Origin of the sequence: Nocardioides renjunii (assembly GCF_034661175.1) — a bacterium.
GTDB classification, from domain to species: Bacteria; Actinomycetota; Actinomycetes; order Propionibacteriales; family Nocardioidaceae; genus Nocardioides; species Nocardioides renjunii.
This window is the reverse complement of the sequence record NZ_CP141058.1, coordinates 3,519,783-3,539,779: the sequence shown is the minus strand read 5'-3', so window position 1 is coordinate 3,539,779 and position 19,997 is coordinate 3,519,783. Positions and strand designations below refer to the sequence as shown.

Genomic DNA, 19,997 nt, shown 5'->3' with positions numbered 1-19,997 from the left:
TCGAGCCGCCCCACGGCGTGCTCCCCAATTCTGGCGATAGCCCCCGCGTGCGGGCCTCGACCGGCGTCCGGATCCACAAGATCTGACTGTGCCGGCGTGGGGTCCGGCACTCGACGTGGGGAGTTGCTGGTGGCTGTTGCGAGCGTCATCATCCCGGCGCACAACGAAGCGGCCACCATCGGGCGCAACCTGCGTGCGCTGCGGGAGGGCACGAGCGGCGCCGAGCTGGACGTGGTCGTGGTGTGCAACGGGTGCACCGACCACACCGCCGAGGCCGCCCGACAGGCCGACCCGCAGGCCCGCGTCATCGAGATCCAGCAGCCGTCCAAGGCGGAGGCGGTGCGGGTCGGCAACGCCGCGACCGACGTCTTCCCGCGGATCCACCTCGACGCCGACATCGAGCTCACCGGCGCCGCCGCGCTGCGGCTGATCGAGCCCATCACCGCCGAGCAGGTGCTGGCCACCGCCCCGCGGCGCGACGTGCCGCGCACCGGCTGCTCGCGCTGGGTGCGGTGGTACTACGACGTCTGGGAGGCGCTGCCCCAGGTCGAGTCCGGCCTCTTCGGCCGCGGCGTCGTCGTCCTGTCCGAGCAGGCGCAGGCGCGCGTCAGCGCGCTGCCCCGGATGATGAGCGACGACCTCGGCATGTCCGACTCCTTCAGCGGGACCGAGCGTCGCGTCGTGCCCGGCGCGGTCGCCGTGGTCCACCCGCCGCGCACCCTGCGCGACCTCGTACGACGCCGCGTGCGCATCGCCACCGGCAACGCCCAGGCCGGCCGGCTCGGCGTCCGCCGCCCGGCCTCGCGCACCGGCGTCCGCACCCTCCTGGGCCTGGCCGTCAGCCGGCCCGGCCTGGCCCTCCGACTCCCGGTGTTCGTGGCAGTCCACGCCGCCGCCCAGCTGGGCGCCCGCAGGGCGCTGAAGGCCGGGGACTTCACCACCTGGCAACGAGACGAGAGCTCCCGCACATGACAACGCTGTCCCATCCGAAGCCCCGCAGGGCAGGCGGCGCCTTCGTCGCCCCCACCGCCACCGTCGAGGACGGCGCCCGCGTCGGGCCCGGCTCACAGGTGTGGGACCTGTCGGTCGTCCGCGCCGGCGCCGAGGTGGGGGCCGACACGGTCCTCGGCCGCGGTGTCTACATCGGACCCGGTGCCCGCCTCGGCGAGCGCTGCAAGGTGCAGAACCAGGCGCTGGTCTACGAGCCGGCCGTGCTGGAGGACGGCGTGTTCATCGGCCCCGCCGTGGTGCTGACCAACGACACCTACCCGCGCGCCGTGACCCCCGAGGGCCGGCTCAAGGGCAGCGACGACTGGGAGGCGGTCGGAGTGACCGTGCGCGAGGGCGCCGCCGTCGGCGCCCGCGCCGTGTGCATCGCACCGGTGACCATCGGACGCTGGGCCAGCGTCGGTGCGGGAGCGGTCGTGACGCGCGACGTGCCCGACCACGCGCTCGTCGTGGGGGCCCCGGCGCGCCGGGTCGGCTGGGTCGGCCGCAGCGGAGTGCCGCTGGTGTCGGACACCCGGGACCGGTGGATCTGCCCGGTGTCGGCAGAGGTGTACGTGGAGATCGACGGACGACTGGAGGAGGCACGATGAGCGGGAGCTCGAGCAGCACGGTGGGCAGCAGGGGGAGGCTCGGCGTCGCCGTCATCGGCGCGGGCTACTGGGGACCCAACCTGGTCCGCAACTTCGGCGGCTCCGCCGACTGGGACGTCAGGCTGGTGTGCGACCTCGACCTCGAGCGCGCCCGCAAGGTCGCCGGTCCCCACATCGAGGTGACCGACAGCGTCCAGCGGGTGCTCGACGACCCGAGCGTCGACGCGGTCGCCATCGCCACCCCGGCCCGTACGCACCACGGCATCGCGCTCGAGGCGCTGCGCGCCGGCAAGCACGTCCTGGTCGAGAAGCCACTGGCCGACAGCGTGGCCAGCGGCCGCGCGATGGTCGACCTGGCCGAGGCGCAGGGCCTGGTCCTGATGACCGACCACACCTACTGCTACACCCCGGCCGTGCAGAAGATGCGCGAGCTGGTGGTGACCGGCGAGCTGGGCAAGGTCCACTTCGTCGACTCGGTGCGGATCAACCTCGGGCTGGTCCAGCCCGACATCGACGTCCTGTGGGACCTCGCGCCGCACGACCTCGCGATCCTCGACTTCGTGCTCCCGGGCGGGCTCCCGACGACGGGCATCGGCGCGACGGGCGCCGACCCGATCGGCGCGGGCCGCGCGTGCGTCGGCCACCTGACGCTGCCGCTGCCGGAGGACGGTCTCGCGCACGTGCACGTCAACTGGCTCAGCCCCACCAAGATCCGCCAGATGGTGATCGGCGGGTCCCGCCGCACCCTGGTCTGGGACGACCTCAACCCGCAGCAGCGGCTGAGCATCTACGACCGGGGCGTCGACCTCGCCCGGACGTCGGTGGGCGGCAGCGACCGCACAGCCTCGTCGGTGTCCTACCGGCTCGGCGACACCTGGTCGCCCGCCCTGCCCGAGCGCGAGGCGCTCGGCTCGATGGTCACCGAGTTCGCCGCCGCCGTCCGCGAGGGCCGCCCGGCGCTGACCGACGGCCGCTCCGGGCTCCGGGTCCTCGAGGTGCTGGAGCAGGCCTCGCACCGGCTCGCCGCGCAGGCCGGCACGACGTACGACGCCGGCGCGATGGTCCCGGCCGGACCATCGCCGTCCCCGTCCGCCGCTCCCGAGCCGGTGCTGGAGGTCGTGCGATGAGCAACCTCGACGGACGCCGCGTCCTGGTGACGGGCGGTGCCGGGTTCATCGGCAGCCAGCTCGTCACGACGCTGCTGGACACGACCGGGGCCGCCCACGTGCGGGTGCTCGACTCGCTCGCCACCGGCACCCTGGAGAACCTCGCGCACCTCCACGACCACGTCGAGGACGACCGGCTCCAGGTCCGGGTCGGCGACGTCGTCTCCGACGCCGACGAGGCGCTCGAGGACGTCGACGTCGTCTTCCACCTCGCCTGCCTCGGCGTGCGGCACAGCCTGCACGACCCGATGGGCAACCATCGCGCCAACGCCGAGGGGTCGCTGGTGCTGCTGCAGTCCGCGCTGCACCGCGACGTCGACCGGTTCGTGCACGTCAGCTCGAGCGAGGTCTACGGCACCGCCCAGTACGCCCCCATGGACGAGCTGCACCCGACGCACCCGGAGACGGTCTACGGAGGGGGCAAGCTCGCCGGCGAGGCCTACGCCCGGGCCCACTGGCGCACCTACGGCATGCCCGTCGTGGTCGCCCGGCCGTTCAACACCTACGGCCCGCGCAGCCACTTCGAGGGCGACAGCGGCGAGGTGATCCCGCGCAGCATCGTGCGCGCGCTCTGCGGCCTGCCCGCGCTGGTCTTCGGCGACGGGGAGCAGTCGCGCGACTTCACCCACGTGCGCGACACCGCGGCCGGCCTGGTTGCCCTCGCCGAGTGCGACGCCGCGGTGGGGGAGACCCTCAACCTCGGCTCGGGCTCGGAGGTGAGCATCAACGACCTCGCCACGCTCGTGGCGCGCGTCGTGGGGCTGGAGGGTCCGGCTGCCACGCACCTCGACGCACGGCCCGGCGACGTACGACGTCTCATCGTCGACGACTCACGGATGCGCTCGCTCACCGGCTGGCGGGCGAGCGTGGACTTCGCGGAGGGCGTCGAGGAGCTCGTCGCCTGGTTCCGCACCCGCCCGCAGTCGCCCGAGGAGATGCTCGCGCGCATCGAGGACCGGAACTGGGTGCCGGCATGACGGACACCGTGCAGCACCCCGTGCAGCACCCCGTGCAGCACCCCGTGGAGCCTCGGACCGAGCCCGTGCTGCACGTCATGCAGCCGTGGCTCGGCGAGGAGGAGGTGGCCGCCGTCGCGGAGGTCATCCGCTCCGGCTGGGTGGCGCAGGGACCGCGGGTGGCCGCGTTCGAGGCCGCCTTCGCCGAGAGTCAGCAGGCCGCGCACGCGGTCGCGGTCAGCAACTGCACCACTGCGCTGCACCTCGCCCTCGTGGTCGCCGGGATCGGCGCCGGCGACGAGGTGGTCGTGCCGTCCTTCTCCTTCGTCGCCACGGCCAACGCCCCGACCTACGTCGGCGCGGTCCCGGTCTTCGCCGACGTCGATCCCACGACCGGCAACGTCACCCCCGCCACGATCGCCGCGGCGGTCACCGCTCGGACGCGTGCGGTGATCGCCGTGGACCAGGGCGGGATGCCGCTCGACCTGCGCGCCATCCGGGCCTGGTGCGACCCGCTCGGCATCACCGTCATCGAGGACGCCGCCTGCGCCGCGGGATCCACGGCCCACGGCCGTCCGGCGGGGTCAAAGGCGGAGATCGCCGCCTGGTCCTTCCACCCGCGCAAGGTGCTCACGACGGGGGAGGGCGGGATGCTCACCACCTCCCGCGCCGACTGGGCCGAGCGGGCCCGCCGGCTCCGCGAGCACGCCATGAGCAGCTCGGCCGCCGAGCGGCACGCGAGCGTGCTGGCCCCACCGGAGTCCTACTCCGAGATCGGCTTCAACTTCCGGATGACCGACATCCAGGCGGCCGTCGGGCTGGTCCAGCTGTCTCGGCTGCCGGCGATGGTCGCCCGCCGCCGCGAGCTCGCCGCCCGCTACGCCGACGTGGTGGCCGAGCTGCCCGGCCTGCGGCTCGTGGCGGACCCGGCGTGGGGCACGAGCAACTTCCAGTCCTGCTGGCTCGAGGTGCTCGACGACCACCCGATGGACCGCGAGGAGCTCATGGCGCACCTGGCCGGAGCAGGCATCTCGGCGCGGCGGGGCATCATGGCCGCCCACCGGCAGCCGGCCCACGCGCACCGCGACCACGTCCCGCTCCCCGTGACCGATCGGCTCACCGACCGCACGGTGATCCTGCCGCTGTTCCACCAGATGACCGAGTCCGAGCTCACCCGCGTCTGCGACGCGCTCGGTGCGGCGTGGCGAGCATGAGCGGCCTGGTCCTGGTCGGCGCCAGCGGGCTGGCGCGCGAGGCCACCGCGGTGGCGGTCCTGATGAACCACGACGGCCCCGTCAGCATCGTGGACGACAACACGGCCACGTGGGGCACGCTCCACGGCCTGACGCCCGTGCTCGGCTCCGTCGACCTGGTCCCGGGACTCGTCGACCACGAGGTCGTGCTCGCCATGGGCCGCGGCGGGCACCGGCGACGGGTCGCCACCCGGCTGGGCATGCTCGGGCTGGCCCCGGAGCGCTACACCTCGATCATCCACCCGCGGATCGTGCTGCCCGGCAGCTGCCACATCGGCACCGGCTCGATCGCCCTCGACGGGGTCGTCCTGACCGCCGACGTCGAGGTCGGCGAGCACGTGGTGCTGATGCCGCACGTCACGCTGACCCACGGCGACGTGGTGGAGGACTACGCCACCCTCTGCGCCGGGGTGTCCCTCGGCGGCGACGTCCACGTGGGAGAAGCCGCCTACATCGGCATGAACGCCTCCGTGCGCCAAGGCGTACGCATCGGCGCAGGAGCCACTGTCGGGATGGGGTCCGTGGTCCTCTCCGACGTCCCGGCAGGACAGACCTGGGTGGGCGTCCCCGCCCGCCCCATCCGGACAGGAGTCCTTGCATGAACGCGCACGTCCCCTTCGTCGACCTCGCCTCCCAGCACGCCGAGATCGCCGCCGAGGTTGAGGCCGGCATGGCCGCGGTGTTCGCGGCCACCGCCTTCGTCGACGGACCCCCGGTCGCCGACTTCGAGCACGAGTACGCCGACTTCGTCGGGGCCGAGCACTGCATCGGCGTCGGCAACGGCACCGACGCCGTGGAGCTCGCGCTGCGCGCGGTCGGCGTCGGACCCGGCGGCGAGGTGCTGCTGCCGGCCAACACGTTCGTCGCGACGGCCGAGGCCGTCTCGCGCATCGGGGCCGTCCCGGTGCCCGTGGACGTCGACGACGACCGGCTGCTGCTCGACCCCGACCGGGTGGAGGCGGCCATCACCGAGCGCACGCAGGCCGTGGTGGCCGTGCACCTCTTCGGCCAGCTGGCCCCGATGGAGCGGCTCGCCGCGATCTGCGATGCGGCCGGGGTGCCGCTCGTCGAGGACGCCGCCCAGTCCCAGGGGGCGCGGGTGGGCGGACGCCGGGCCGGTGGCCTCGGGGCGATCGCGGCCACCAGCTTCTACCCGGGCAAGAACCTCGGCGCCGCCGGCGACGCCGGCGCCGTCACCACCGACGACGCGACGATGGCCGCCGAGGTACGGCGGCTGCGCAACCACGGGTCCTCGACCCGCTACGTCCACGACGTGATCGGGATGAACTCGCGACTCGACACCGTGCAGGCCGTCTACCTGCGCGCCAAGCTCGACCGGCTGGAGAAGTGGAACGAGCTGCGCGTGCGCGCCGCCGCCCGCTACGACGCCCTGCTGGCCGACGTCCCCGGCGTGCGCCGCCCGCTCCTCGGCGCGGAGGGCCAGCACGTGTGGCACCTCTACGTCGTCCGGGTCGCCGAGCGCGACCGGGTGCTCGCCGAGCTGTCCCGGGCGGGCATCGGGGCGGGCATCCACTACCCCTACCCCGTGCACCTCACCGGCGCCTACGCCCACCTCGGTCTCGGGCCCGGCACGGCGCCCGTGGCGGAGGCCGCCGCGGGCGAGATCCTCTCGCTGCCCATGCACCCGCACCTCACCGAGGCGATGCAGGACCGGGTCGTCGAGGTCCTGCGCTCGGCCGTCCGGGGGGACACCGCATGACGACGCTGCTCGTGGCCAACGACGGTGGTCACCTCATGCAGCTGCACACGCTGCGCCCTCGGCTCGGCGTGGGCGACGACGTCGTGTGGGTCACCCCACGGACGCCGCAGACGGAGTCCCTGCTCGCCGGGGAGCGCGTGCACTGGGCCATGCCCTGCCCGCCGCGCGACACCGCGGCCCTCGCCCGCAACGCCCTCGCCTGCCGCCGGCTCTTCAAGGACCACGACGTCTCGCTGGTCGTGAGCACCGGCGCGGCCCTGGCGCTCGCGGTGCTGCCGCAGGCCCGCCTGCGCGGGATCGAGACGGTCTACATCGAGAGCGCCACCAGGCTGGATGCGCCCTCCCTGTCCGGCCGCGCCCTCGCGATGGTGCCCGGGATCACCACGTTCAGCCAGTCCAGCTCGCTGACACGCGGGCACTGGCAGTACCTCGCCTCCCCGTGGGAGCTGTACGACACCGTGCCCACCGAGCCCCGCCCGGTGCGCTCGATGGTCGTCAGCCTCGGCACCCAGGAGGGCTACGGCTTCCGCCGCCTGCTGGACCGGCTGGTGGCCATCGTCCCCGCGGGCACCGAGGTGCTCTGGCAGACGGGCGGCACCGACACCACCGGCCTCGACATCGATGCCCGCACGCGGGTCCCGTCGGAGGAGATGGCCGCGGCGATCCGCGCGGCCGATGTCGTCGTGGCCCACGCCGGGACCGGCATCGCGCTCATGGCCCTGGAGAACGGGCGCTGCCCCATCCTGGTGCCCCGCCGGTCGATGCACGGCGAGCACGTGGACGACCACCAGCTCACCATCGCGCTCGAGCTCGCGCTGCGCGACCTGTGCATCTCGCGCGACGCCGACAGCCTCAAGGAGCGCGACCTCGTCGCCGCCGCCGCACGGACGGTCACCAAGGTGAGCGACCCGCCGCAGCTGCGGATCACCTCCGTCCCGCTGCCGCGCCCCCGCTCGGGCGGGGCGGTCGCCGCGGCCACGGCCGCCGCAGTGGCGGCAGCCGAGGTGTGAGCCCGGCCGTGCGCCGGGTGCGGGCACCGAAAAGTGGGGATATCGCCCGCCGGCAGGCACAGGCCGGGGCCGGGGCGACCAGGATCAGGACGGCGGCACCTGCCGCGCGGTGGAGGGGTGTGTGATGGCATGGCCAGGTCGATGACGGCTCGAGTGCGTTCGTGGGGCATGCGCGCGTCGGCCCTCCTGCTCGTGGGGACGCTCAACGCACTGGTGGGCCCCGCACTCCTCGGCGGGCCCGCGCCTGCCAACGCGGCGGACCCCTGCGCTCCCGGGGGCAACAAGATCGCCTGCGAGAATTTGCAGCGCGGGACCGACCCGGACGTGTGGGACATCGACGGCGCCGGCGACCCGGAGATCCAGGGGTTCGCGACCGACATCTCGGTCAACGTCGGCCAGCGGATCGACTTCAAGATCGACACCTCCGCGTCGGCCTACACCATCGACATCTACCGCATGGGCTACTACGGCGGCCTAGGTGCCCGCAAGATCACCTCGGTGGCCCCCAGCGCCCGCCTGCCCCAGACGCAGCCCAGCTGCATCACCGACGTGCAGACCGACCTCTACGACTGCGGCAACTGGGGGGTCTCCGCCTCGTGGAACGTCCCGGCCACCGCCGTCTCGGGCGTCTACATCGCCCACCTCAAGCGCGCGACCGGCGACGGCAGCCACATCACGTTCATCGTGCGCGACGACGCCAGCACCTCCGACGTCGTCTTCCAGACCGCCGACCCGACCTGGCAGGCCTACAACACCTACGGCGGGGCGTACTTCTACGGCGGCGGCTCGCACGGGCGCGCCTACCAGGTCAGCTACAACCGCCCCATGCTCACGCGGGGCCGCGAGCACGGCCGCGACTTCTTCATGTCGGCGGAGTACGCCATGGTCCGCTTCATGGAGCGCAACGGCTACGACGTCTCCTACATCGCCGGCGTCGACACCGACCGTCGCGGCCACCTCATCAAGAACCACAAGGTGTTCTTGTCGGTGGGCCACGACGAGTACTGGAGCAAGGCCCAGCGGGCCAACATGGAGGCCGCCCGCGACGCCGGTGTGCACCTGCAGTTCCTGGCCGGCAACGAGGGCTACTGGAAGACCCGCTACCAGCCCTCGATCGACGGCAGCAACACCGCCTACCGCACCCTCACCTCCTACAAGGAGACCTGGAGCAGCGCCAAGATCGACCCGGACCCCGAGTGGACCGGCACCTTCCGCGACCCGCGGTTCGCGCCCCCGAGCCGCGGGGCCGGCGTGCCCGAGAACGCCCTGATCGGCACCCAGTACCAGGTCAACTTCAGCGACCTCGCCGTCAAGGTGAGCGCCGACGAGGGCAAGCTGCGCCTGTGGCGCCACACGCCGCTCGCCTCGATGTCCAGCGGCACGGCGACGCTCGCGCCGCACACGGTCGGCTACGAGTCCAACGAGGACGTCGACAACGGACACCGGCCCGACGGACTGGTGCGCCTGTCCACCACTGTCGGGCAGGTCCCGGAGTACCTCCAGGACTTCGGCAACACGGTGGCCGCCGGCACCACGCGGCACAACCTGACGCTCTACAAGGCGCCCAGCGGTGCGCTGGTGTTCAGCGCCGGCTCCGTGCAGTGGACGTGGGGCCTGGACGAGGAGCACGACTCGGTCTACGCCAAGGAGCCCGCCGACCCGCGGATGCAGCAGGCCCAGGTCAACCTCTTCGCCGACATGGGCGTCCAGCCGAGCACGCTGATGAGCGGCCTGGTCGCCGCCACCAAGTCGAGCGACACGACCGGTCCGACGGCGACCATCACGAGCCCCGCCGCGGGGGCCGACCAGCCCAACGGCCAGTCCGTCACGGTGACCGGCACGGCCACCGACGCGGGCGGTGGTCGCGTGGCCGGGGTCGAGGTCTCCGTCGACGGGGGTGACACCTGGAGCGCCGCCACCGGCACCACGAGCTGGACCTACACCTTCCTGCAGCGCGGCCTCGGCAGCACACCGGTCCGGGTCCGGGCGATGGACGACTCGGCCAACATCGGGCCCGTGGTCACGCGGGCGTTCAACGCCCAGTGCCCGTGCAGCATCTTCGGTGCCGAGGCGCCCAAGGTCGCCGCCGCCGACGACTCGTCCGGCGTCGAGCTGGGGGTGCGCTTCGTGGCGCTGGCCGACGGCTTCGTGACCGGGGTCCGCTTCTACAAGGGTGCGGGCAACACCGGCACCCACGTCGGGTCGCTCTGGTCGAGCTCGGGCGAGCGGCTGGGTCAGGCGACCTTCGGCAACGAGTCCGCCACCGGCTGGCAGACCGTGCAGTTCCAGACCCCCGTGACGGTCGCTGCGGGGCAGTCCTACGTGGCCTCCTACACCGCCCCCAACGGCCACTACGCCCTCGAGACGTGGGGCTTCGCGGCCCGCTCGCGCGAGACGGGTGCGCTGCTGGTCGAGGGCGGGTACGGCGCTCCGGCCGGTGGCCTCTACGCCAATCCGGGGCAGTTCCCCGACGCGAGCCAGAACAACGCCAACTACTTCGTCGACGTCACCTTCACCACCACCGACAGCTCCGCGCTGCTCGCGATGAACCAGTCACCGCTGCCCGGCTCCTCGAGCACGCCGACCGGCACGACGGTCAGCGCCAAGTTCTCCAAGCCGCTCACCCCGGGCTCCGCCGGCCTGACGCTCAAGGACGCCAACGGCGCCGCCGTCGCGGGCACCACGACCTACGACGCCACGACCCGGACCGTCACCTTCACGCCGGCCGGCCCACTCGCCGGCTTCGTGAAGCACACGGCCAAGGTCACCGGCACCGACACCTCCGGCAACCCCGTCGCCTCCGGCGACACCTGGTCGTTCACGACCGTGAAGCCGCCCAACCCGCCCGGGGTGTGCCCGTGCACGCTGTTCGACGACTCGCTCACCCCGACGCTCCTCGAGGACGCCGACCGCTCCCCGGTCACCCTCGGCGTGCGGTTCACGCCGGACACCAACGGGCAGGTGACGGGCGTGCGGTTCTACAAGGGCATCAACAACACCGGGCCGCACACCGGCACGCTCTGGGGGCCTGACGGCAGTCCGATGGCGAGCGGCACGTTCGCCGACGAGTCGACGACCGGATGGCAGACGCTCACGTTCCCCTCGCCGATCTCGGTGCGCCAGGGCACGACCTATGTCGCGTCCTACCGCACGACCGTGGGCCGCTACTCCGCCACGCCCAACGCCTTCGCGGCGGCCGACCTGTCCAGGTCGCCGCTGCGCGTGGGGCCGACGGCGGGCGCCTACACCTACGACACCGGCTTCCCGGGCAGCTCGTCCTCGACCAGCTACCTCGTCGACGTCGTGTTCGAGAAGGTCGCACCGGCGATCGCGCTGACCGGACAGGACCCTGCCCCGGGAGCGATCGGCGTGCCGCGCGGCTCGAAGGTCAAGGTGGGCTTCACGAACCCCATCGGGACCGGGTGGTCCATGACCGTCAGCAGCGCGGGGTCCACCCTGCCCGGCTCCGCGGCCCTGAGCCCGTCCGGGACGGAGCTCGTCTGGACGCCCACCGGCCAGCTGCCCGCCGATGCGACGATCGCGGTGAGCCTGACCGGAGTGGTCTCCCAGGACGGAGCGGCCCTGGCACCTCAGTCATGGACGTTCCAGACCCGCAGCGCCGACTCGCTGACCGAGCAGACACTCTTCAGCGACGAGGTGCCGGCGGTCGAGTCCGCGGCCGACGGAGCCCCGGTGGAGCTCGGGGTGGCGCTGACGCCGAGCCGGAACGGCGTCATCACCGCGATCCGGTTCTACAAGGGAGCCGGCAACACCGGGACCCACACCGGTTCGCTGTGGGGCCCCGACGGCAAGCGCATCACGCAGGCGACCTTCATCGGGGAGACCGCCTCGGGATGGCAGACCGCCCTGCTGTCGCCCCCCGTGCCGGTGCAGGGAGGGACGCGCTACGTGGCGTCCTACTACGCGCCGGCTGGTCATTACTCCTACACCCAGAACTTCTTCTCCGGCCCGTGGACGTCCGGTGACCTGACTGCGCCCCAGGCCGACAACGGCCGCTACCTCTACGGCACCGGCGGAGGGTTCCCGAGCTACTCGTGGGGCGGGGCCAACTACTTCGTGGACGTGGTCTTCGAGCGCGACGCCGCCAGCATCGCCGTCGGCTCCCGCTCGCCGGCTGCCGGGGCGACCGACGTCGCCCTCACCGCGAGGCCGTCGATCACGCTCACGGCGCCGGTGGCCGACGGCTGGTCGCTGTCGCTCAGCAACGGCAGCGGCGACGTGCCGGGCGCCGCGGCGCTCTCGCCCGACGGCAGGACGATCACGTTCACCCCGACGGACCCGCTGAGTCCCGACACCGACTACACCGCGACCCTCGCGGGGGTGACCTCGACCGACGGGGCCGTCCTGCCCACGCAGACCTGGACGATGCGCACCGTCGCGGCGGGCACCACCTCGCTCTTCGACGGGTTGACGCCCGCGACGGAGGCGGTCAACGACCCGGACGCCGTGGAGCTGGGCACGGCGTTCACGGCCTCGCAGGACGGGTTGGTGACGGCTGTGAGGTTCTTCAAGGGCGCCGGCAACACGGGCACCCACACCGGGTCGCTGTGGAACGCCGAGGGCGAGCGGATCGGCCACGTGACCTTCACGGACGAGACGGCAAGCGGATGGCAGACGGCGCCGTTCACCACGCCGGTCGAGGTCGTCGCGGGGGAGACCTACGTCGTGTCCTACCACGCCCCGGACGGGCGCTACTCCGCGACGTCGGGCTACTTCTCCGAGCCCCACGTGGCCGGCCCGCTGACGGCCCCGTCCGGCAACAACGGGCGCTACCGCTACGGCTCGGGCGGCGTGGTCCCGAACCAGTCGCACGCGGCCACCAACTACTTCGTGGACGTGGTGTTCCGCGCGTCGCAGTGACGTCGGACGACGCATCCACGAGCCGACCAGGGGGCGGGCCGTGACAGTGGGGGAGACAGTAGTGGGGGACACCACCGCGCCACCAGGCGCAGCGGAGCCCGGCACCGGGAGCGAGGACGTGCGCCGGGAGGTCGGACGCGGCGTCGTCTGGGCGGCCGTCGGCAACATCGTCATGCGCGTGGCCGGCATCCTCGTGACCGCCGTCGTCGCGAGGATCCTGTCCCCGGACGAGTTCGGCGTGTTCGCCATCGCCCTGGCCGTCTTCGTGGTCGTCACGAGCCTGGCGGAGCTGGGCATGGCATCGGCGGTCGCCCGCTCGGCCCTCGAGCCGGACGAGATCGCCGGGACCGTGTCGTCGATCTCGATCCTGGTCAGCCTGGGCCTCGCCACGTCGATGGCCGTGTTCGCCGGCCCCCTCGCAGTCCTCGTCGGCATGCCCGACGCAGAGGGTCCGATCCGCGTCATGTCGATCTGCCTGGCCCTCACCGGCGTCTTCGCCGTACCCGGCGCCCAGCTGGTCCGCGACTTCCGCCAGGACCGCATCCTGCTGGGGACCCTCGCCGGGTTCGTCCCGGCCAACGTGGTCCTCGTGGTGCTGGCCCTGATGGACCAGGGAGCCATGGCGTTCGCCTGGTCGCGCGTCGTCGGCCAGGTCGTAACCGGGCTGGTGTTCGTCGCGTGCCTCCGGCGCCGCTACCGCCCCGAGTGGCGACGCGAGCACGTCGTCCCGCTGCTGCGGTTCGGGCTGCCGCTGGCCCTGGCCAACCTGATCAACTGGACGCTGCTCAACGCCGACTACCTCGTGATCGGCCGCCTGCTGACGGCCGAGCAGGTCGGCGTCTACATGATCGCCTTCACCGTCGCCAACTGGTCCACGGCCGTGCTCGGCTCGGTGCTCAACGGAGTGGTGCTGCCCGCGTTCGGCCGCGTCGGCGACGACCCCGAGCGCCTGGTCGAGTCGCTGGTGTCGGCCACCCGGCTGGTCGCGCTCGTGGCCCTGCCGGTCGCCACCTGCACCACGGCCATGGCGCCGAGCCTGGTCCGTACGGTGTTCGGCGAGACCTGGGCCGGTGCGGCGCCGGTGCTGGCCGTGCTGGCCGTCTACGGCGCCTGCTTCGCCTTCACCCTCCTCCACGTCAACCTGCTCGTGGCCATCGGCGCGACCGCCCAGCTGCTCGCGGTGCAGCTCGCCTGGGTCGCCGCCCTGGTCCCGGCCATGGTCTGGGGGATCGAGGTCGGCGGCCTGGTCGGCGCCGCGTGGGCGCACGTCGTGGTCGTGCTCGTGGTGTCGCTGCCGGGCTACCTCTGGGCGATGCGGTCCCGTCTCGGGCGGCTGCCCGCGGCCCTCGGCCTCACCCTGGTCCGCCCCGCGCTGGCCGCCGGGCTCGCCGGCGCTGCCGCCTGGCTCTGCGACCGCTGGATCCCGGATCCGGCCACCGGGCTCCTCGTCGGCGGAGCGGTGGCCGTCGGCGTCTACCTCGTCGCGGCCCGCTCCATGATCGAGCAGGACCTGCCGGAGGCCGGCCGGGTGCTGCGACGGCTCGGCGGCGCGCTGACGCGGCGCCGCACCCCGGCCGGGGGAGCGCACCGGTGACCGCGCTGCGCATCGGGTTCGTGCTGGAGGGGCTGGCGCTCGGCGGCTGCCCCATCAACGCCCTCGACCTCGCCCGCGAGCTCCGCGCCCAGGGCCACCACGTGGTCGTCATGGCGATCGACGAGCAGGTGCGGGTGTCCGTGGTGCCCTATGCCGAGCAGTCCGGCTTCGAGCTCGTCCGGATCCCGGCCGGTGCGGGACTCGTCGGCCGTGCCCGCCACCTCCGGCGGATCGCCCGCGAGCACGACCTCGACGTGCTGCACGTCTTCGCCTCGTGGCTCGGGCGCAGCGCGGTGCTGGCGTGCGGGCTGAGCAGCCGGGTCCCGGTCGTGCTCAACTGGCTGATGGACAACGAGTTCACCACCACCGCGCGCACCTCGCTCGTGGTGGGCACGGGAGGCCTGCACCGCGAGGCCGTGGCGGTCCACGGGTCGCGGTCCTACCTCCTCGAGCCTCCGGTGGACCCGGCCCGCGACCGGCCCGACGACGAGGCCGGCAGGCACTTCCGCACCGAGCACGGACTGGGTGCGGACGAGCTGGTCCTGGTGCTCGTCAGCCGGATCGACGCGCTGTCCCCGGAGCAGGCGGCCCACGGCGTCCCGAAGCTCCCCGGCATCCTGCTCGCCATGGACGCCCTGCTGGCACCGGGTGCCCCGGCCGCGCGGCTGGTCCTGGTGGGCGACGGCAGCGGGATGGAGCAGGTGGCGGAGCGGGCGGCGGAGGTCAACCGGCTGCTCGGACGCGAGGCCGTCGTGCTCACGGGTGCGCTGGCCGACCCGCACCCCGCCTACGCCGCCGCCGACGTCGGCCTGGCCATGGGCGGGTCCGCACTGCGGGTGATGGCCCACGGGCGTCCCCTGCTGGTCCTCGGCGACCGCGGCTTCAGCCGGATCTTCAGCCCGGAGACCGTCGAGCAGTTCCTCGCCGACGGCTACTACGGCACCGTCGCACCGGCCGATCCGGTCGCGAACCTCCTCGCCCAGCTCGACCTGCTCCGCGAGGAGGGCGAGCGTCGTCGGCTCGGCGCGTGGGGCCGCGACCACGTCCGCGCACGCCACGGGCTGGAGGCGGGCGCCGACCACCTGGCGGCGATCTACCGCGAGAGCCTCGCCCACGAGGACGCGTGGTGGCAGCGGCTGGCCGACCTCGGCTACCTCACCGGACGCGACGTGCTGGGCCGCCTCAGCCGCCGCGCCGGTCCGCTCCGGGCGCTGCGCGGGGCCACCTCGTGAGCCGCGTCCTGCTCGTCAGCCACGAGGCGTCGCGCACCGGTGCTCCCCGCATCGCTGCCCTGGTGGCCCGCGGCCTCGTCGAGCAGGGCCACCGGGTGCGGATCGTCTCGCAGCGACCCGGGCCGCTCGTCGAGGACTTCGCGGCCGTCGCACCGACCCGCGTGACACCGCTGTGGCGGACGCTGCGACGGGCGTGGGCCCGCCCGGGCCGCGTACGGTCGCGTGCCGCCGCCCTGCTCGAGGTCGGTACGGCGATCGCCGTCGTCGCGGCGCACCGCCCCGACCTGGTCTACGTGAACTCGACGTCGTCCGCCGCCTACGTCCGCGCCGCGACCCTGCTCCGCCACCCCGCCGTCCTCCACGTGCACGAGTCCGGCGAGGTGCTGCGCGGCTTCCTGGGGCGCGTCGGGATCGACGGGCTGCCCGGCGGCGACGTCCGGCTCGTCGCCTGCTCGCCCAGCGTCGCCGACGCCCTGGTCGGCCTCGGCGCCGCCTCCGAGGATCTCGACCTCCTGCTCTCGATCCCCGACGCGACACGGCTCGCCGGCGCCGCGCCGCAGCCGACCGTGCCGCCGCGGGCCGTGGTGGTGGGCTGCCTGGGAGCGGTGGAGCACCGCAAGGGCGTCGACCTGTGGCTGCAGGTCGCGCGGTCGCTGCTCGACTCCGCCCCGCCCGGCAGCCTGCGGTTCGTGTGGGTCGGGGGCGGTGACCCGCCCGCCGGGGCCGCCGGCCTCGCCGGGGTGGAGTTCGCGGGCGCCTCCGCCGATCCCGCCGCCGACATGGCGCGCTTCGACATCATGACCCTGCCCTCGCGCGACGACCCGTTCCCGCTCGTCGTGATGGAGGCGATGCTGCTCGGCAAGCCGGTCGTGGCCTTCGACGTCGGCGGTGTCTCCCACCAGCTCGGCGACGCGGGGGTGCTCGTCCCGCCCGAGGACGTCGAGTCCTTCGCCCGCGAGGTGGCCGCCCTGGTCGCCGACGCCGGACGCCGCGAGGAGCTCGGCGCACGCGGCCGCGAGCGCGCCGCCACGTTGTTCTCGTGGGAGTCGTTCGAGGCGGGGCTCGGCCAGGTCCTGGCCAAGGCCGCTCGCTGAGGGCCGGTCGCGCTCAGCGAGGAGGCGCCGGCGACGACGGTGCCGACTCCGCTGACACCTGCGGCGACGGCTCCGGTGACGACTCCGGTGACGACTCGGCGGTCGACCCCGACGCGGGTGCCGTGCGCTCAGCCGCCTGCAGCCGCCGCATGGCGCCGGCGATCCCCAGGACGAGGAAGACGCAGGCCGAGGTCTGCGGGAACGCGAAGGTGTCGAAGAACGCCAGGCAGCTCGCGCCCGCCACGATGGATGCCATGACCGCGCGCGCCAGCAGACGGCCGTCGTGGTCCGTCGTCGCGAGGGCGCGTCGAGCGGCGAGGATCCCGGCGGTGAGCACGGCGAGGAACCCGAGGAGGCCCACGACGCCGCCCTCGATGAGCAGCCCGAGGTAGCCGTTGTCGAGGATCCAGTACTTCGGCAGGAAGGTCCCGAAGCCGCGGCCGATGACCGGGCTGTTGGCGACGAACTCCGAGGCGATCTCGTAGCTGCCCGTGCGCGAGGACACGCTCGGGTCCTCGTCGGCGTCGGAGAACAGGCCGAGGATCGTGCCGAGCAGGCCCGGCACGGCGAGGTACATCGCGACGGAGGCGACGCCCATGATGGCGAGCGCCTGCAGCCGCTGGCGGTTGGTCCAGGACAGGGCCATCACGAAGAGCCCGACGAGCGCGCACAGGTAGGCCGACCGGGACACCGACAGGTAGATGGACAGCACCATCGGCACGAGCAGCAGCCGGAAGACCCACCGCCGGCGGTGGTCGCCGCTCGCCAGGGCGATCATGATCGGGAGCGCCATCGCGAGCACGACGCCGTACTCGATGGCGCTGGCCGAGGTGCCGCTCGGCCGGGCGAAGCCGGCCCGGGCGCCCAGCTCGACGACCGCACCCGGGGTCAGGCCGGGGATGGACAGCCGGTCGATCCACAGCTGGTGGGTGACGTACTGGACGAAGCCGAGGACCGCGACCGCCCCGGCGGCCAGGGCAAGGCGGCGCAGCAGCGCGTGCAACCGCTCCGTCGAGCTGATGCCGTCGTTGGCCGTGAGCAGGATGCCGGCCATGCCGACCAGCCGGAGGATGCCGTTGTCGGCGACGCTGATCTCGTCGCTGGGGATCGGTCCGGCCATGGCGTTGGCGTAGACCATCAGCATGATCAGCAGCCAGCCGAGCATCGCCGCGCGCACCGGCTGGAGCCCGACACCGCTCACCTCCGTGCGGCGGACGTGGAACCACACCCACCAGAAGAAGGCCGCGATGCCGAGCAGGTTGGCCGGGCTGCCGGCGCTGCCCAGCGCGGGCACGACCATGGACGACGGGATCAGCCACAGCAGCACCAGGTAGAGGGTCAGGACCGTCGTCGCGTCGGCGCCGCGACGGGTGTCGGTGCCCTCGACGCCGACGAACGCCGTCCCTGTCACGCTCATCGGTTCTTGCCGGGGGCTCTCGTCCTCGGCCTCGTGACGGGGGTCGCCGACCACGGTCCGCGCTCCCTGGCCTGGGGACCGTTGAGGCCCATCAGGCTGGGCGGCGTCTCGCCGTTGCCGCCGCGGTGGGCGTCGCGGGCCGAGTCGCCCCTCCGGGTCGCACGGGACCACCTCGACCGGGCGGGACTCACCGCCATCTCGGAGGCCAGCGGTATCCGATAGGTGTAGATCGGCATCGGCACCTCCTCGGCGGGCGCGTCCTCCTCGACCGGACCGTCAGCCTCGTCGGCGGTCCCGGCCTCGTCGCCCGGGTCGTCCACGCTGAGCGAGGTGACCTGCTCGACCGGCTCGCCGTCCGGTCCGTCCGGGTCCTCCTCGGCAGCCTGCGCCGCGTCCTGCTGGGCCCTGCTGCGGGCGCGCACGCCGAGCAGCGAGTCGACCAGGGCCAGCAGCAGCAGGCCGAGACCACCGGCCGCGGCTGCGGTGAGGAGGCCGGCGCGGATCTGGTTCTTGCGCACGATCGCGGGCCGCGCGTCCTGGGTGAGCTTGCGGGCCGTGACGAAGCCGTCCTCGCTGAGGCCGAGCCCCTCCTGGAGGTCGACCAGGATGAGCGGCACGCGCGCCATCAGGTCGTCCAGGGCCGCGGCGGCACCGGTCGAGGTGCCTCCCTCGACCGTGAACAGGATGATCGGGGCGCTGTTGGTGAAGTCGGGGGTGGCCTCGTAGGACATCCCGGGGAACTGCTCGCCCCAGTCTGTCTGGACGGTGCGCGACTTGAGCGTCCGGATGACCACGTCGCGCGCCTGGGCGACGCCGGCGAGCTCGAGGTAGGGGTTGCCGACCGTCTTGGTGGCTCCCTCCGACCGGATGGAGCTGGCCGGTGGGAACACCAGCGCGGACCCCTCCGCCTCATAGCTCGGCCCGACGTCGCGCACGACGTAGGCCGTTGCGGCGACCGTCAGTGCCAGCACCACCAGTGAGAGGTACCAGCGCCGGCGCAGCGTGCGCCAGAAGACCTTGAGCTCCACGCTGCCCCCTTGTGCGTCTGCGTGTTCTTCCCCAAGCAGGGATGGTTCCACGCACCACGGCGGCCGACGGCGGTGAGAAGACCCTGTCCCGCATATGGGGTATGTGGTCCGCGCCCGCCCGGCGGCGGGCGCGGTCCTCCCTACTGTGGGCGCATGGTGGACGGACCCAGGGGGGTGGACGTCGCCCCCATCGGGGACGAGGACGTCGTGGCGGTCGGCGACTTCCTGCACCGGCACCTCAACAGCCGCCTCAGCAGCGAGCGGTGGGCCCGGTCGGCGATGCCGACGTGGAGCGTCGACGCACCCAACCACGGCTTCCTGCTCCGGCAGGGCGACGAGGTGGTGGGCGTCTACCTCGCCTTCTACTCCGAGCGCGTGGTCGACGGTGAGGTGCGCCGGGTGTGCAACCTCGCCGCCTGGTGCGTGCTCGAGGAGCACCGCGCGCACGGCGTACGCCTGGCGCGGGCGATGCTGCGGCAGAAGGGCTACGACTTCGTCGACCTGTCGCCGAGCGGCAACGTGGTCGAGCTCAACGCACGGCTGGGCTTCGAGTTCCTCGACACGGCCACCGCGCTGGTGCCCAACGTGCCGCTCCCGTCGCGTCGCGGCGTCCGCGTCGTGACGCGCCCCGAGGACATCGAGCGGACCCTGAGCGGCCGCGACCTCGCGGTCTACCGGGACCACCGGCACGCCGGCGCCGCCTGGCACTTCGTGGTGACGGTGGGCGGCGAGTCCTGCTACGTCATGGCGCGGCGCGACCGCCGCAGGGGCGTCGCGCTCTTCGCCACCCTGCTCCACGTCTCGGACCCCGCCGTGCTGGCGAGGGCCGGCCACGCGCCCTACCGGCACCTCCTGCTGCGCCACCGCACCCTCGTGACGCTCGCCGAGCACCGGGTCGCGGGCCGGCCGCCGCGGCTCTCCCGTGCGCAGCGCGCTCCCCGACGACGGATGTTCCGCAGCCGGCACACGCCGGCGGGCGCGATCGACTACCTCTACAGCGAGCTGACGTGCGTGCCGTGGTGAGCACGCGGTGACGGCAGTGGGGGAC

15 protein-coding genes are annotated in these 19,997 nt (G+C 73.5%); 13 read left to right on the top strand and 2 right to left on the bottom strand.

From position 1 onward, the window contains the following. The first annotated feature begins 129 nt into the window (after positions 1–129). The 12 genes from SHK17_RS16925 to SHK17_RS16870 all read left to right on the top strand — a co-directional run bounded on the left by SHK17_RS16925 (position 130) and on the right by SHK17_RS16870 (position 16,504). Positions 130–972: a glycosyltransferase gene (locus tag SHK17_RS16925; protein ID WP_172266249.1), complete on the top strand. Its 843-nt coding sequence runs from the start codon at positions 130–132 to the stop codon at positions 970–972. Beyond that, positions 969–1,598, top strand: a complete 630-nt coding sequence (locus SHK17_RS16920; protein WP_172266246.1) for an acyltransferase — start codon at positions 969–971, stop codon at positions 1,596–1,598. The genes SHK17_RS16925 and SHK17_RS16920 overlap by 4 nt, the downstream gene beginning before the upstream one ends. Continuing rightward, on the top strand, positions 1,595–2,725 hold the full coding sequence (locus SHK17_RS16915; RefSeq protein ID WP_172266243.1) for a Gfo/Idh/MocA family protein: 1,131 nt from the start codon (positions 1,595–1,597) through the stop codon (positions 2,723–2,725). Before SHK17_RS16920 ends, SHK17_RS16915 begins: the two co-directional genes overlap by 4 nt. Next, entirely contained in the window at positions 2,722–3,741 is a 1,020-nt protein-coding gene (locus tag SHK17_RS16910) for a dTDP-glucose 4,6-dehydratase (RefSeq protein ID WP_172266240.1), read from the top strand. Before SHK17_RS16915 ends, SHK17_RS16910 begins: the two co-directional genes overlap by 4 nt. Further along, positions 3,738–4,934: a DegT/DnrJ/EryC1/StrS family aminotransferase gene (locus tag SHK17_RS16905; protein WP_322920082.1), complete on the top strand. Its 1,197-nt coding sequence runs from the start codon at positions 3,738–3,740 to the stop codon at positions 4,932–4,934. Before SHK17_RS16910 ends, SHK17_RS16905 begins: the two co-directional genes overlap by 4 nt. Then, a complete protein-coding gene (locus SHK17_RS16900; protein WP_322920081.1) occupies positions 4,931–5,575 on the top strand; it encodes a NeuD/PglB/VioB family sugar acetyltransferase in 645 nt (214 codons plus the stop codon). The genes SHK17_RS16905 and SHK17_RS16900 overlap by 4 nt, the downstream gene beginning before the upstream one ends. Further along, the gene (locus SHK17_RS16895) at positions 5,572–6,693 is read left to right on the top strand and encodes a DegT/DnrJ/EryC1/StrS family aminotransferase (RefSeq protein WP_322920080.1); all 1,122 of its coding nucleotides are present in this window, start codon (positions 5,572–5,574) and stop codon (positions 6,691–6,693) included. Before SHK17_RS16900 ends, SHK17_RS16895 begins: the two co-directional genes overlap by 4 nt. Beyond that, positions 6,690–7,703, top strand: coding sequence for a glycosyltransferase (locus tag SHK17_RS16890; RefSeq protein WP_172266231.1), 1,014 nt, complete (start codon positions 6,690–6,692; stop codon positions 7,701–7,703). The genes SHK17_RS16895 and SHK17_RS16890 overlap by 4 nt, the downstream gene beginning before the upstream one ends. A gap of 168 nt (positions 7,704–7,871) precedes the next feature. After that, positions 7,872–12,584, top strand: coding sequence for a DUF4082 domain-containing protein (locus tag SHK17_RS16885; RefSeq protein WP_322920079.1), 4,713 nt, complete (start codon positions 7,872–7,874; stop codon positions 12,582–12,584). A gap of 118 nt (positions 12,585–12,702) precedes the next feature. Continuing rightward, positions 12,703–14,178: an oligosaccharide flippase family protein gene (locus SHK17_RS16880; protein WP_172266228.1), complete on the top strand. Its 1,476-nt coding sequence runs from the start codon at positions 12,703–12,705 to the stop codon at positions 14,176–14,178. Continuing rightward, entirely contained in the window at positions 14,175–15,410 is a 1,236-nt protein-coding gene (locus SHK17_RS16875) for a glycosyltransferase family 4 protein (RefSeq protein WP_322920077.1), read from the top strand. The genes SHK17_RS16880 and SHK17_RS16875 overlap by 4 nt, the downstream gene beginning before the upstream one ends. After that, positions 15,407–16,504 (top strand): glycosyltransferase family 4 protein, encoded by a 1,098-nt coding sequence (locus SHK17_RS16870; RefSeq protein ID WP_322920076.1) that lies wholly within the window; start codon positions 15,407–15,409, stop codon positions 16,502–16,504. Before SHK17_RS16875 ends, SHK17_RS16870 begins: the two co-directional genes overlap by 4 nt. A 13-nt stretch (positions 16,505–16,517) precedes the next feature. On the opposite strand, the gene SHK17_RS16865 is transcribed toward SHK17_RS16870, so the two are convergent. Beyond that, entirely contained in the window at positions 16,518–17,921 is a 1,404-nt protein-coding gene (locus SHK17_RS16865; RefSeq protein WP_322920075.1) for an O-antigen ligase family protein, read from the bottom strand. Then, on the bottom strand, positions 17,918–18,949 hold the full coding sequence (locus tag SHK17_RS16860) for a hypothetical protein (RefSeq protein WP_322920074.1): 1,032 nt from the start codon (positions 18,947–18,949) through the stop codon (positions 17,918–17,920). Before SHK17_RS16860 ends, SHK17_RS16865 begins: the two co-directional genes overlap by 4 nt. Positions 18,950–19,102: 153 nt before the next feature. On the opposite strand from SHK17_RS16860, the gene SHK17_RS16855 reads away from it, so the two are divergent. Next, entirely contained in the window at positions 19,103–19,972 is an 870-nt protein-coding gene (locus tag SHK17_RS16855; protein WP_322920073.1) for a hypothetical protein, read from the top strand. Positions 19,973–19,997 lie beyond the last annotated feature (25 nt).

Coding starts and splice junctions, on each gene's coding strand:
- SHK17_RS16910 (WP_172266240.1), top strand. CDS start 2,722: ATGAGCAACCTCGACGGACGCCGCGTCCTGGTGACGGGCGGTGCCGGG.
- SHK17_RS16855 (WP_322920073.1), top strand. CDS start 19,103: ATGGTGGACGGACCCAGGGGGGTGGACGTCGCCCCCATCGGGGACGAG.
- SHK17_RS16915 (WP_172266243.1), top strand. CDS start 1,595: ATGAGCGGGAGCTCGAGCAGCACGGTGGGCAGCAGGGGGAGGCTCGGC.
- SHK17_RS16905 (WP_322920082.1), top strand. CDS start 3,738: ATGACGGACACCGTGCAGCACCCCGTGCAGCACCCCGTGCAGCACCCC.
- SHK17_RS16890 (WP_172266231.1), top strand. CDS start 6,690: ATGACGACGCTGCTCGTGGCCAACGACGGTGGTCACCTCATGCAGCTG.
- SHK17_RS16885 (WP_322920079.1), top strand. CDS start 7,872: ATGCGCGCGTCGGCCCTCCTGCTCGTGGGGACGCTCAACGCACTGGTG.
- SHK17_RS16920 (WP_172266246.1), top strand. CDS start 969: ATGACAACGCTGTCCCATCCGAAGCCCCGCAGGGCAGGCGGCGCCTTC.
- SHK17_RS16865 (WP_322920075.1), bottom strand. CDS start 17,921: ATGAGCGTGACAGGGACGGCGTTCGTCGGCGTCGAGGGCACCGACACC.
- SHK17_RS16895 (WP_322920080.1), top strand. CDS start 5,572: ATGAACGCGCACGTCCCCTTCGTCGACCTCGCCTCCCAGCACGCCGAG.
- SHK17_RS16900 (WP_322920081.1), top strand. CDS start 4,931: ATGAGCGGCCTGGTCCTGGTCGGCGCCAGCGGGCTGGCGCGCGAGGCC.